This is a genomic window from Brachybacterium sp. GU-2, from assembly GCF_030866705.2.
In the GTDB taxonomy this organism is placed as follows: Bacteria; Actinomycetota; Actinomycetes; order Actinomycetales; family Dermabacteraceae; genus Brachybacterium; species Brachybacterium conglomeratum.
In genome coordinates this window covers 2,581,531-2,594,245 of record NZ_CP133037.2, presented here as the reverse complement: position 1 = coordinate 2,594,245, position 12,715 = coordinate 2,581,531, and the positions used below count along the sequence as shown (strand labels likewise).

12 protein-coding genes and 1 pseudogene are annotated in these 12,715 nt (G+C 72.6%); 11 read left to right on the top strand and 2 right to left on the bottom strand.

Annotated features, from left to right (window positions below):
* Window positions 1-42 precede the first annotated feature (42 nt).
* Window positions 43-1,107, bottom strand: coding sequence for an Rv2578c family radical SAM protein (locus RBL05_RS11810; RefSeq protein ID WP_308739304.1), 1,065 nt, complete (start codon window positions 1,105-1,107; stop codon window positions 43-45).
* 92 nt (window positions 1,108-1,199) lie between these two features.
* On the opposite strand from RBL05_RS11810, the gene RBL05_RS11805 reads away from it, so the two are divergent.
* The 5 genes and pseudogenes from RBL05_RS11805 (at window position 1,200) to RBL05_RS11785 (ending at window position 4,345) form a co-directional block, all read left to right on the top strand.
* A complete protein-coding gene (locus RBL05_RS11805; RefSeq protein ID WP_308739305.1) occupies window positions 1,200-1,748 on the top strand; it encodes an OsmC family protein in 549 nt (182 codons plus the stop codon).
* Between the two features lie 110 nt (window positions 1,749-1,858).
* A complete protein-coding gene (locus tag RBL05_RS11800; protein WP_308739306.1) occupies window positions 1,859-2,590 on the top strand; it encodes a methionine ABC transporter ATP-binding protein in 732 nt (243 codons plus the stop codon).
* On the top strand, window positions 2,587-2,916 hold the full coding sequence (locus RBL05_RS11795; protein ID WP_308739307.1) for a hypothetical protein: 330 nt from the start codon (window positions 2,587-2,589) through the stop codon (window positions 2,914-2,916). Before RBL05_RS11800 ends, RBL05_RS11795 begins: the two co-directional genes overlap by 4 nt.
* A 30-nt stretch (window positions 2,917-2,946) precedes the next feature.
* Window positions 2,947-3,192 (top strand): annotated as a pseudogene (locus RBL05_RS11790) (ABC transporter permease); the annotation flags it as partial.
* A 199-nt stretch (window positions 3,193-3,391) separates the two neighbouring features.
* Window positions 3,392-4,345, top strand: a complete 954-nt coding sequence (locus tag RBL05_RS11785; protein ID WP_308739308.1) for a MetQ/NlpA family ABC transporter substrate-binding protein — start codon at window positions 3,392-3,394, stop codon at window positions 4,343-4,345.
* A gap of 37 nt (window positions 4,346-4,382) precedes the next feature.
* Here RBL05_RS11785 and RBL05_RS11780 read toward each other — a convergent pair whose 3' ends face one another.
* Window positions 4,383-6,422, bottom strand: coding sequence for a S9 family peptidase (locus RBL05_RS11780; RefSeq protein ID WP_308739309.1), 2,040 nt, complete (start codon window positions 6,420-6,422; stop codon window positions 4,383-4,385).
* Window positions 6,423-6,641: 219 nt separating this feature from the next.
* Here RBL05_RS11780 and RBL05_RS11775 point away from each other — a divergent pair, with 219 nt between their 5' ends.
* The 6 genes from RBL05_RS11775 to RBL05_RS11750 all read left to right on the top strand — a co-directional run bounded on the left by RBL05_RS11775 (window position 6,642) and on the right by RBL05_RS11750 (window position 12,639).
* Entirely contained in the window at window positions 6,642-7,799 is a 1,158-nt protein-coding gene (locus RBL05_RS11775) for an LLM class flavin-dependent oxidoreductase (RefSeq protein ID WP_308739310.1), read from the top strand.
* 180 nt (window positions 7,800-7,979) lie between these two features.
* A complete protein-coding gene (locus RBL05_RS11770; protein WP_308739311.1) occupies window positions 7,980-8,714 on the top strand; it encodes a CE1759 family FMN reductase in 735 nt (244 codons plus the stop codon).
* Between the two features lie 204 nt (window positions 8,715-8,918).
* Window positions 8,919-9,368 carry a YciI family protein gene (locus RBL05_RS11765; RefSeq protein WP_308739312.1) on the top strand — a complete coding sequence of 150 codons (450 nt, stop codon included), beginning with the start codon at window positions 8,919-8,921 and terminating at the stop codon, window positions 9,366-9,368.
* 154 nt (window positions 9,369-9,522) lie between these two features.
* Window positions 9,523-10,305 (top strand): sugar phosphate isomerase/epimerase family protein, encoded by a 783-nt coding sequence (locus tag RBL05_RS11760; RefSeq protein ID WP_308739313.1) that lies wholly within the window; start codon window positions 9,523-9,525, stop codon window positions 10,303-10,305.
* Window positions 10,302-11,294 (top strand): hydroxyacid dehydrogenase, encoded by a 993-nt coding sequence (locus RBL05_RS11755; protein ID WP_308739314.1) that lies wholly within the window; start codon window positions 10,302-10,304, stop codon window positions 11,292-11,294. Before RBL05_RS11760 ends, RBL05_RS11755 begins: the two co-directional genes overlap by 4 nt.
* Window positions 11,295-11,526: 232 nt before the next feature.
* Window positions 11,527-12,639, top strand: coding sequence for a LacI family DNA-binding transcriptional regulator (locus tag RBL05_RS11750; protein WP_308739315.1), 1,113 nt, complete (start codon window positions 11,527-11,529; stop codon window positions 12,637-12,639).
* The last annotated feature ends 76 nt before the right edge of the window (window positions 12,640-12,715 follow it).

Genomic DNA, 12,715 nt, shown 5'->3' with positions numbered 1-12,715 from the left:
AGCGGGGAGAGTTGCCGAGGCGCGCCGAGACGGTCGCCTCCGTCAGAACAGGGCCGGCTGCGGCATCGGGTCGAGGGCGGACGGCGGCGAGGTGGGCCGACGTGCGGACCCACGGGTGAGGCGTCGCTGCTCCGGCTGGTCCTCGTCCTCCCGCGCGTCCAGGCCGTGCCGCCGCAGCAGGGGCCGCATGCGCCGGGCCAGCTGGGCGCGGTAGCTCGCCGGGGCGTAGGAGGAGCTGCCGTAGAAGCGGCGGTACCCGGTGGCCAGGTGCGGGTGCTCGCGCTGGATCCACTCGAGGAACCACTCCTTCGCCCCCGGCCGCAGATGCAGCTCCCCGAACACGACGCGAGAGGCGCCCGCCTCGGCGATCCGGGCGAGCGCGTCGTCGAGCTGCGCGTCCGAGTCGGTCAGCCAGGGCATGATCGGCATCAGGAAGACGGTGACGGCGAAGCCGGCGTCGGCCGCGGCGCGCACGGTCGCGAGCCGGGCCGCGGTGGTGGGGGTGCCGGGCTCGACGGCCTTCTGCAGCGCGTCGTCGAACACCGCGATCGACATCGAGAGGTCCACGGGGACGCGCCGGGCGACCTGCTCGAGCTGCGGCAGGTCACGGCGCAGCAGGGTGCCCTTGGTGAGGATCGACAGCGGCGTGCGCGACTCGGCGAGCGCGTCGATGATCCCTGGCATGAGCCGGTAGCGGCCCTCGGCGCGCTGGTAGGGGTCGGTGTTGGTGCCGAGCGCGACGAGGTCCCCGTTCCAGGAGCGGCGGGCGAGCTCGGCCCGCAGCACCTCGGCGACGTTGACCTTCACGATCACCTGCTGGTCGAAGTCGGCGCCCGCGTCGAGGTCGAGATAGCGGTGGGTGTTGCGCGCGAAGCAGTACACGCAGGCGTGGGAGCAGCCGCGATACGGGTTCACCGTCCACTCGAAGGGCATCGAGCTGGCGGCGGGAACACGGTTCAGCGCGGACTTCGCGGTGACCTCGTGGAAGGTGACGCCCTGGAACTCGGGCGTGGTCACGCTGCGCACCAGGCCCGACAGGCCCAGCAGCGCGGGCGCACCCGCCTGCCGCTCCGGCCCCGGGCCGATCTCCTGTCCGCTCCACCGCATGCCCGATAGTCGAACATGCGTTCGAACTGCAGTCAAGGCCGACGCGCACCGCGACCACCCGCCGCCCCTCCCCGCGGGACTAGCCTGGGACGATGGCGACCGATCCCACCCCGCAGAACGGAGCGCCCACGGCCGACGGCCCCGCGCCGCACGCCGCGCAGGCACCGCCCGCTCCGCCCGCACCGAGCGCCGCCGAGGAGGCGCTGTACACCGCACAGGTGCGCAACCGCGGCGGCACTGCGGGAGAGGTGGTCATCGAGGGCGCCGGAGCCGTCGAGCTCGCCGCGACCGCGGCCGGCCCGGACGGCGCGATCACGCTGCCGACGGGCGGCCCGTCGGCCGAGGCGGCCGGGTTCGACCCCGAGCAGCTGCTGGCGGCCTCCTGGTCCACCTGTCTCGGCGAGACGCTGAAGGTGGTGCTGCGCGAGCACGGGCACCGGGTGGCGAGCCGGGTGAGCGTCGAGGTGGACCTGCTGCGCGATCCCGCCGGCGGCTACCGCTTCGCGCCGCGCGCGGAGATCGGGATCGACGAACTGCCCGCCGAGGAGGCGCAGGCGCTGATCGAGGCGGCGCATGCCCGCTGCCCGGTCTCGAAGCTGCTCGCCGGCGGCGGGGACGTCTCGGTGACGAGGGTTCCGTGACGCACCGCATAACGCGCTGACCCACCGGCTGGATAGGCTTGATTCACCTTTCCCGTCGGGCGCTCTCCATGTCGAGCCCGCTCACGGGCCCTCCCCTCCCCCGAGAGCCGATGATCGAGTTCCGCCAGGTCAGCAAGACCTTCACCCAGGGCCGCACCACCGTGACCGCGCTGGACAACATCGACCTGACGATCGCGGAGAACGAGATGGTCGGAGTGGTGGGCGAATCCGGCTCCGGCAAGTCCACCCTGCTGCGGCTGATCAACCATCTCGAGGCGCCCACCTCCGGCACCGTCCTGGTCGACGGCGAGGACCAGGGCGCCCTGTCGGCCCGCGCGCAGCGCGAGCGGCGGCGGGACATCGGCATGGTGTTCCAGCAGTTCAACCTGCTCGCGAACTCGACCGTCCTCGGGAACGTCGCACTCCCGCTGCGCATGCAGGGCCGGCGCGGCCGCGAGCGGGCGATGCAGATGCTCGAGTTCGTGCGGATGACCGGCCACCGGGACACGCATCCCGCACGCCTCTCCGGCGGCGAGAAGCAGCGTGTCGCCATCGCGCGGGCCCTCGTGACCCAGCCGCGGATCCTGCTCTGCGACGAGCCGACCTCGGCCCTCGACTCCGGCCACACGGGCGAGGTGATGGACGTGCTGCGCGCGGTGCGCGACGAGCTCTCCACCACGATCGTGCTGGTCAGCCATGAGCTGGAGACCGTGAAGAGCTCCTGCGAGCGGGCCGTCGTGCTCGAGCGGGGCCGGATCGCCGCGCTCACCGACATCACTCCCCCGCCACCGCGCGAGCGCACCGGCAGCTACGCGGAGCGCGCCGCGGAGTTCCTCGCATGAACGACCTGCTCGCGCGCCTCTCCGAGTACCGCGGCGAGATCATCACCTCGATCGTCGAGACCGGGTACATGATCGGCAACTCTCTGCTCGCGGCGGTGCTCGTCGGCCTGCCGCTGGGGACGATGCTGTACCTGGCCCGCCCCGACGGCCCGTACGAGCGGCGCTGGCTGCACACGGCGCTGAACGTCTACGTCAACGTGGTGCGCTCGGTGCCCTTCCTGCTGTTCGTGGTCGCGCTGATCCCCTTCACCCGCTGGCTGGTGGGGACCTCCTTCGGCACCACCGCCGCCTCCGTGCCGCTCGCCTTCGTCGCCGCCGCGCTCTAAGCCCGTTTCTCGGAGCAGACCCTGCTGGACGTGCCCGAGCAGACCGTGGAGCTCGCCCGCTCCCTCGGTGCGAGCCCGCTGCAGCTGGTGACCCGCTTCCTGTACTCCGAGGCGCGCTCCGGTCTGGTGCTGAGCCTGACCACGGTGACGATCTCGATGGTCAGCTACTCCACGATCATGGGCGTCGTGGGCGGCGGCGGAGTGGGCGATTTCGCGATCCGCTACGGCTACCAGACCTACGAGTACGACCTCATGTACGCCACGATCGTGCTGATGATCGTGGCGGTGATGATCATCCAGGGCGCAGGGACACTGCTCTCCCGAGCCCTGGACCGACGGGGCGCTGACCGCGCCCCTCCGGCCGACGGGTCCGCCCGACGACCGCAGCGCTCGTGCCCGACAGCCGAGCAGCCCGCAGTCCCGCAGGCCCCGGCCTCACCTCCCCCGACCCCCACCTCCAGGAACGAGACATCCCGTGGCTCCCTCCGCTCGCCGCTCCCCCTCCCGCCGTGCCGAGGCGCCCCGGCCCGTCGGCAGCCCCTCCCCCTTCTCTCGCAGCGCCGTCCGCCCGTCCGGCGGCCTGCCGACCCGCCGCGCCGTCGGCCTGTCGGCCCTCGCCGGTGGCGCGGCGCTGGGCCTCGCGGCCTGCGGAGTCGGCGGCGGCTCCGACTCCGGTCAGGGCGGCGCGTCCGACGGCGGCGGCGACACCCCGATCAAGGTCGCCTCGCACCTCCCGCCGATGACCGACGTGGTCACCACCGCCGCGACCGTCGCCGCGGAGGAGGGCTACACCGTCGAGCTCGTGCAGGTCAGCGACAACGTGCAGTACAACCGGCTGCTCGCCGACGGAGAGGTCGATGCGAACTTCGCCCAGCACGAGCCGTACATGACCACCTTCAACGAGGAGAACGGCACGGAGCTGGTGAAGCTCGCCGCGATCTACGACGCGAAGGTCGGCTACTACTCCAAGGCGTACACGAGCACCGAGGAGATCCCCGAGGGCGCGAAGGTCGCGATCCCGAACGACTTCTCCAACGAGGGGCGCGCGCTCGCGATCCTGCACGAGCACGGCCTGCTCTCCCTCCCGGAGGACGCCGGCTTCGAGGGGAGGGTCGCCGACATCGTCGACAACCCCCTCGCGCTCGAGTTCGTGCAGGTGGACCTGCTGAACCTCGCCTCCGCCTATGACGAGGACGGGATCGCGCTCGTCTACAACTACCCCACCTACATCTCGAAGGTGGGCCTGACCCCGGCCGACGCCCTGCTGCTCGAGGAGACGGTGGACCAGCGCTTCGCGATCTCGCTCGTCGCCCGCGAGGACAACAGGGACTCCGCGAAGATCCAGGCGCTGCAGCGGGCGATGACCTCCGATGCGGTGCGCACCTTCCTCGAGGACGAGCACAGCGCCACGCTGATCCCCTCGTTCTGACCGGTGCCGGGGATCAGGCTCGTCGTCATCACGCCTCTCAGCCCAGCGTCGCCGGGCGCTCCCAGGCCGTCCCGCGCACGTGCGTATCGAGGAAGCCGAGGAAGGTCTCGTACCAGACCTGCGCGTTGCCGCGCCCCTGGATCCAGTGCCCCTCGTCGGGGAAGTAGAGGTAGCGGTGTAGACTGCGGCCCTGCGCGTCGCGCGGGGTGGCGGAGTACTCGTGCAGGTCGTGCCAGAGGGCGTGACCCTGCGCGATCGGGACGCGGTAGTCCTTGTCGCCGTGGATGACGAGCATCGGCGCCACGATCTCGCCCACGAAGTCGCGCGGGTTGAAGCGCGCGTTCTGGGCGAGCATCGGCCGGTGCCAGGCGGCGTTGTCGGTGGTGCGGCCCATGGACTCGGTGTCCCACAGCGAGGCGTGGGTGACGATGCAGCGGAACCGGTCGCCGGTGTGCCCGGCGACCCAGTTGGCCATGTATCCGCCGTACGAGCCGCCGGCGAAGGCCGTGCGGGCCTCGTCGATGTCCTCGCGCAAGATCGCCCGGTCGGTGAGCGCCATGATGTCGGTGAACGGGGCTCCGCCGAGCTCGTGCTGGCCGCGGTCGATCATGGACTGGCCGTAGCCGGTGGAGATCGCGGGGTCCGGCAGCAGCACCGCGTAGCCGGCATCGACGAAGGGGCCGGGGTTCCAGCGGTAGGTCCAGGCGTTCCAGGAGCCCCAGGGGCCGCCATGGGCGAAGACGACCAGCGGGTGCGGCCCCTCGCCGTCGGGCACGCGCAGCCAGGCCCGCAGCGCCGTGCCGTCCTCGGCCTGCGCGGTGACCTCGGTGAGCGTGCCCGACTGGACGAGGACGTCGGCCGGGTTCGGCAGCTCCTCGACGGCGCCGCTGCCGCGGTCGATCCGCACCGGGTGCGGGGCGACCCTGATGCCGGAGGCGGACGCGATGATCTCGCCGCCGGCGATGGAGAGACCGGAGAAGGCGAGGTCCTGGCCGGGGCCGCCGGCGAGGCGGCGCGGCGCGGCGTCGCTGACGTCACCGATCCAGACGGAGCCGCGACCGGTGTCGTCGGAGGTGGCGACCAGGGTGTTCTCGTCCAGCCAGACGGGGTCGACCCAGTGGTCCAGCTCCGGCCAGACGGGGGTTGACTCGCCGGTGGCGAGGTCGAGCAGCTCGACACCTGCGTGGAGCGAGGCGGTCTGCGTCCAGTGGCGGTGGCGGCCGATGAGGACCAGGTCGCCTGAGGGGCTGAACTCGCCAGGGCCGTACTCGACCTCGTTCGAGCCCTCCCGCAGCAGTCGCGGTGGCTGGGCGCCGACGAGGTCGAGGAGGTAGAGGTCGGTGACGGCGAGGCGGTCGTCGCGGGAGTCGGCCATGGCGACGAGGGCCTGCTCGCCGGTGCGGTCCGCGGTCCAGGCCTCGAGGCGTCCGGGCGGCATGGTGACGTGGCGGAAGTGGAGGACCTGGGTGGGGGCGTCCTCGTCCGCGTCGGCCCCGTCGGCCGTGGGCGCGGCGGTGCGTTCGGCGTCGGCGAGGTCCTCGGGCAGGGCGGCGATGGCGAGGACCGGGCGGGTGGGGCCGAGGTCGTGATCCCAGTAGCGGGTCGGGAAGCCGGCGTGGAAGGCGGCGCTGACCTTGGCCTTCTTCCGCGTCGCGGTGAGCTCGGCGTGCTCGGCCTCGTCGGCCGCCTGGGAGTGGACCTCGAGCTCGGTGACCAGGTGGCGTCCGGCGACGACGAGGCCGCCGAATCCGCCAGGACGGTTCGCGAGCTCGCGCGCCTCGCCGCGGGCGGGCAGCGCCCAGAGCTGCGGGTCCTCGGACTCCTCGCCGTCCTCGCCCGCGCGCTTCGCGGTGAAGTAGGTGGTGCCGTCCTCGTCGAGGGCCACGGCACCGACGGAGGCGCTTCCGCGAGTCAGAGGCACCAGGCGGTCCCCGTCGATCTCGACCAGGGAGCCGCGATAGGAGGTGCCCTTCTGGTCGAGGCCGGACACCTTCGCCACGATCCTGCCTCCCTCGGTGGTCTCGAGGGCGGCCAGTCGGGTCGCGTCCAGCAGGGTCTCGATACTCGTGGAGGTCATGGCTCGCCATCCTCGCACCTGCCCGTCGGCCGGTGGGCACTGACGCGCAGACCGCGGGCTCGCCGGAGTCCACAGGGCCCGCTCCGAGGCGACCGGGATCACCCCGTCCTTGCCAGCCCGTCCGAGATAGTTTAACTTTGCAGCATCTTCTCGGCGGGTCCGGGCGGAACCTCGCCACTGCCCTCTCGGATGCCCGCGACGCACCTCAAGGAGCCTGCCATGCAGTTCGGAATCTTCACCATCGCCGACATCACCCCCGATCCCATGACCGGGAAGGTGCCCACCGAGAACGAGCGCCTGAGGAACATGATCGAGATGGGCAGGCTCGCCGAGCAGGTGGGCCTGGACGTCTTCGCGATCGGCGAGCACCACAACCCGCCCTTCGTCACCTCCTCCCCCACCACCACCCTCGCCTACCTCGGCGCGCAGACCGAGAAGATCATCCTCTCCACCGCGACCACACTGATCACCACCAACGACCCGGTGAAGATCGCCGAGGACTACGCGATGCTGCAGCACCTCACCGGCGGCCGCGTGGACCTGGTGATGGGCCGCGGCAACACCGGCCCGGTCTACCCCTGGTTCGGGCAGGACATCCGCAAGGGCATCGAGATCGCGATCGAGAACTACGACCTGCTGCGCCGACTGTGGACCGAGGACGTCGTGAACTGGGAGGGCCAGTTCCGCACGCCGCTGCAGCAGTTCACCTCCACCCCGCGCCCGCTGGACGGCGTCGCGCCCTTCGTGTGGCACGGCTCGATCCGCTCCCCGCAGATCGCCGAGCAGGCCGCGTACTACGGCGACGGCTTCCTGCACAACAACATCTTCTGGCCCATGAGCCACACCAAGCAGATGGTGCAGCTGTACCGCGAGCGGTACGAGCACTACGGCCACGGCAAGGCGCACCAGGCCTACGTGGGCCTCGGCGGCCAGGCGTTCATGCGCAAGAACTCCCAGGACGCGTGGAACGAGTTCCGCCCCTACTTCGACAACGCCCCCGTCTACGGCGGCGGCCCCTCGATGGAGGATTTCACCGCGCAGACCCCGCTGACCGTCGGCTCCCCCGAGCAGGTCGTGGAGCGCTACCTGACCATGGCAGACCACGTCGGCGACTACCAGCGCCAGATGTTCCTCCTGGACCACGCGGGGCTGCCGCAGAAGACGGTCCTGGAGCAGATCGTGCTGCTGGGCACCGAGGTCGTCCCCGTGCTGCGCCGCGAGCTCGAGACCCGCAAGCCCGCCGACACCCCCGAGGCGCCCACCCACGCCAGCCGGGTCGCCGCCGCGGAGGCGGAGCACGGCGCCTTCGACGACAGCTACAAGTTCGAGACCGGCGACAACTGGACCGGCCTGCGCGCCGAGGACGCCCGACGCTGACCGGGCGCGGCCATCCGGGCCCGACGACCCCTGCGGTCGACCCCGGTCCGCCGTCCACGCAGCTTTTGCTGCCCGGAGGACCGATGCTCGGCCCGCCATCGGTCCTCGCGGGCGCAAAAGCTCCCGCCACGCTCCGCCCCATGCCCCCCGCCGCCCGGCGCTCCCCGAGAGAGACTCCCCATGACCGACACGTTCCGCCTGCTCGCCCTGTCCGCAGGGCTGTCCACTCCGAGCTCCACGCGCATGCTCGCCGACCAGCTGACCCGTGAGGCGTCGGCCGCGCTCGGGGCCGACGGCTCCGCGGTCGAGGTGACCACCGTCGAGCTGCGGGAGTACGCGCACGACCTCACCAATGCGCTGCTGACCCGCTTCCCCAGCGAGCGCCTCTCGACGGCGAGGGAGAAGGTCCGTGCGGCCGACGCCGTCATCGCGGTCACCCCGATCTTCAACGCGGGACCGGCCGGGTTGTTCAAGACGTTCTTCGACGCGCTGGACATCGAGCTGTGGAAGGACAAGCCGGTGCTGCTCGGCGCGACCGCCGGCACCGCCCGCCACTCCCTCGCGATCGACTACGCGGTCCGCCCGATGTTCGGCTACCTGAAGGCGGATCTCGTGCCGACCTCCGTGTTCGCGGCCTCGGCGGACTTCGGCGCGGACACCGAGGGCCAGGCCGACGAGCAGCCGCTCGCAGCGCGGGTGCGTCGCGCGACCGGTGAGCTCGCCACCATGCTGCTTGCCCGTCGCGGGACGGCGCTCCCGGTCGCCGGCGCCGCGGGCAAGGCTTCTGCGGCCGACGGCTCCGCCGAGACGCATTCCGTCGAGGACGCGTCGGCCGACGCCGCTCCCGCACGCCCCGGCCTGGACCCCGAGTTCACCGACTTCGTGCCGATGGGCGACCTGCTGCCCCGCCGCTGATCCGGCACGGCACCTGATCCGGCACGGCACCTCGACCGGCCCGGGACCGTCACGGCCCCGGGCCGGCCTGCGTCTCCCTGGCGGTGAGGCGACGGGCTTCGGCTGACCTGATCCGCCCATTCGCCGCGTGCCCAGATCGAGGCGGCCCTACGCTGAGCGCAGACGGCCCGCGGATCGCCGCGAACCCCACCGGGAGGAGCCCCGATGAAGTACATGCTGATCATGCGAGCGACCGATGCCGCGCTCGCCGCGAGCGCCGAGGTGGACTTCGAGGAGGTCGTCAACCAGATGGGCGCCTACAACGAGGCGATGCACGACGCGGGAGTGCTCGCCGGCGGCGAGGGACTCACCGACGCGGGCGCGGAGGAGAACTTCGTGCTCGACTTCTCCTCCACCCCGCCCACCCTCTCCGAGGAGCCCTACGGGCCGACGGAGTCCCTGTTCAACGGGTTCTGGATCCTCCAGGTCGCCTCGCGCGATGAGGCCCGGCAGTGGGCGGAGCGCTGCCCGCTCGGCCCCGGCATGAAGCTCGAAGTGCGCCGGATCCACGGCGACGAGGAGATCGCGGAGCTCGTCTCGGAGGACAACGAGTACATCGCCAAGGAGAAGGTCTGGCGGCAGGAGGAGGCCGAGCGGGCGCAGCGCGAGGGCTGATCCGGGCGGCCGGCCCCTCGGTTCCGACCCGTCGGGCGCCTGCCTTCCGGCCGCGTCGGACCGGACCCCACAGGTGACCCGTCGGGCACTTCGCGGACCTGCGATAGCCTGACCGCAACCGCTTTCCCGCCTCGTCGAGATCGGAGGGATCGTCATGATCCGCCCGGGCCTGTGCTCCGTCACCTTCCGCTCGCTGCCGGTCGAGGAGGTGGTGCGCCACGCCGCCTCCGCCGGACTCGAGGGCATCGAGTGGGCCGGGGACGCACACGTCCCGCCCGGCGACCTCGACGCGGCCACCCACGCCCGCACCGTCACCGAGGAGGCGGGCCTCGCGGTCACCTCCTACGGCTCGTACCTCACCTTCGTCGGCTCCGACGAGGAGGTGCACGCCGCGGGCGGGGCGGTGATCGCCGCGGCCCGCGCGCTCGGTGCCCCGCGGATCCGGGTGTGGGCGACCCGCACCGGCTCGGCGGAGACCTCCGCCGAGGACCGTGCCGTCACCGTCGGCCGGATCCGGGAGCTCGCCGACCGCGTCGCCGCCCACGGGCTGGAGCTCGGGCTCGAGTTCCACGGCGGCACCCTCACCGACGAGATCGGCTCGGCCCTGCGCCTGCTGGACGAGGTGGGACGCACGAACGTGCTCACCTACTGGCAGCCGCATCAGGACATGCCCGTCGAGCCGGCGCTGGACACGCTGCGCCAGGCGCTGCCCCGCACCTCCACGATCCACGTCTTCTCCTGGTGGCCGGACCACGAGCGCCTGCCGCTCGCCGAGCGCTCGGACCTGTGGGAGCCGGCCTTCGCGGTCCTCGCCGCGAACGGCGCGGACCGCGATGCGCTGCTGGAGTTCGTGCCGGGCGACGACCCCGCGCTGCTGCCCCGCGAGGCGGACACCCTGCGCACCCTGATCACCGCCGGCGAGGAGCTCGCGCGATGAGGACGCTGCTGGCGATGCCCGAGGACCTGCAGGACAGGATGTTCTCCCCCGCCCAGCGGGAGCGGCTCGCGGAGATCACCGGCATCGACGTCTCCCGCACCGTCCCGGACCTCGCCGCCGCGCCGGACGAGGAGCTCGCCGAGGTGGAGGTGCTGGTCACCGGCTGGGGCTCCCCCGCCGTCGACGCCGCGGCGCTCGCGCGGATGCCGCACCTGCGCGCGATCGTGCACACGGCCGGCACCGTCCGCTTCGTCGTCACCGACGCCGTGTGGGACAGGGGCGACATCGTGGTGACCTCCGCAACCGAGGCGAACGCCGTCCCGGTCGCCGAGTACGCGCTCGCGCAGATCCTGCTCGCCGGGAAGCGGACCCTCGCCCAGCAGGCACGCTACCAGCGCGAGCGCACCGTCGGCACGGCCACGGCCGCCGATCCCGGGATCGGGAACCACGGCGGGGTCGTCGGCCTGATCGGCGCCTCCCGGATCGGGACGCTGGTGGCCGAGCACCTGCGCCGCTTCGACCTCGAGGTGCTGGTCACCGACCCCTTCGCGAGCGCCGAGCAGATCGCGGAGCTCGGTGCGAGGAAGGTCGATCCGGAGGAGCTCTACGCCCGCAGCGACGTGGTGAGCCTGCACGCCCCGGACGTGCCCGCGACGAAGGGCATGGTCACTCGCGAACTGCTCGGCCTGATGCGCGAGGGCACCACCTTCCTCAACACCGCCCGGCCCGCGCTGGTGGACATCGACGCACTGCGGGACGAGGTGCTCTCGGGCCGGCTCAGCGCGGTCCTCGACGTGCACGACGACCTCGCCGACGACGACCCGCTGTGGGAGGCGGAGCTCGCGCAGCTCACCCCGCACATCGCGGGCTCCCAGGGCAACGAGCTGCACCGCATGGGCGAGGCCGCGCTCGAGGAGCTGCGACGCCTCTCCGCCGGGGAGCCGCCGCGCTATCCCGTGGACGGGAGCCGCCGGGACTCCATGGCCTGACCCGCATCCCGACCGGGATCACGTTCCCCGACCTGCCGTGCCGGCCTCGTGGCCGTGATCGCCTCGTTATGCTGACCTTCCCGGGACAGCGTTTCCCACCCCTCTCGTCGACCCACCCCGGCAGCCCCGTCGGGCCCTCCCGTCGGACCCGTCGGCCCCGACGGACCGCTCCGGTGCGCACCGCCCGGACGATCACCGACGGGAGGACCGCCTCACCACGAAGGAGCCCCCGATGCCCGCCGTGCGCCTCAGCGACGTCGCCCAGGATGCGGGCGTCTCGCTCGCCACCGCCTCCCGCGTCCTCAACGGCTCGGCCCGCGTGCCCGGCAAGGAGGTCGCCGAACGGGTGCGCGCCTCCGCGGACCGCCTCGGCTACGTCCCCAACGCCCAGGCCCAGGCCCTGGCCCGCTCCCGCTCGGGGCTGATCGGCCTGGTCGTGCACGATCTCGCCGATCCGTACTTCGCGACCATCGCCGGCGAGGTCCAGCAGCAGCTGTTCGCCTCGCAGTCCCAGGTGCTGCTCACGCAGACCGATCGCCGGATCGACACCGAGGTGCGGGCGCTGCGCTCCCTGATCGCCCAGCAGGTCGACGCGCTCGTGCTGGTGGGCACGCACCGCTACGGCACCGAGGACGACACCGCGATCAGCACGCTGCTGCAGGGCTTCGAGCGCAACGGCGGGAAGGTCGTGGGGCTGGGCCAGTCTCTCGGCGTGGGCCGCACGATCATCTCCGACGACGCCGCGGACTCCCACGAGCTCGCCACCGCCCTGGTCGTCGAGGGGCATCGACGCTTCGCCGTGGTCGAGGGCATCCCCGGGATCCCGTCGGCCGGCTCCCGGACCAGCGGCTTCATCGCCGCGCTGACGGAGGCGGGGATCGAGCCCGAGCTGAGCATCGCCGCGGATCTCACCCGCGACGGCGGGATCGAGGCCGCCGCCCGCGTCCAGGAGCATCTCGAGGGAGCCGGCGGCTCCGACCAGGGCCCGCTGTGCCTGTTCGCGCCGGCCGACGTGATGGCCCTCGGCGCGCTCGGCGAGCTGCGCCGTCGCGGCCTGGACGTGCCCGGCCAGGTCGCGGTCGCCGGCTTCGGCGGGGTCACCGCCGCGGCGGACGCGAATCCCTCGCTGACCACGATCGCGCTGCCGCTGTCGGAGATGGCCGCACAGGCGACGGCGTGGGCGCTCGAGGGCGTCGCCCCCGCGCACCGGTCGGGGGATGAGGCGGAGGCCGCGAGCGGCTCCGACGAGGAGCCATCGGCCGAGGGCGCGGCCGACCCGGTGCGCGAGGTGCGGGTGCGCGGGGACGTGGCGCTGCGCGAATCGACGGGGATCGCACACCGCTGACCGCGAGACACGAGACCGCCTCAGGATCAGCGAGGCTCCGGCTGCGGCTGCGGCGGCGCCCGGAGGCGGAGGTCGA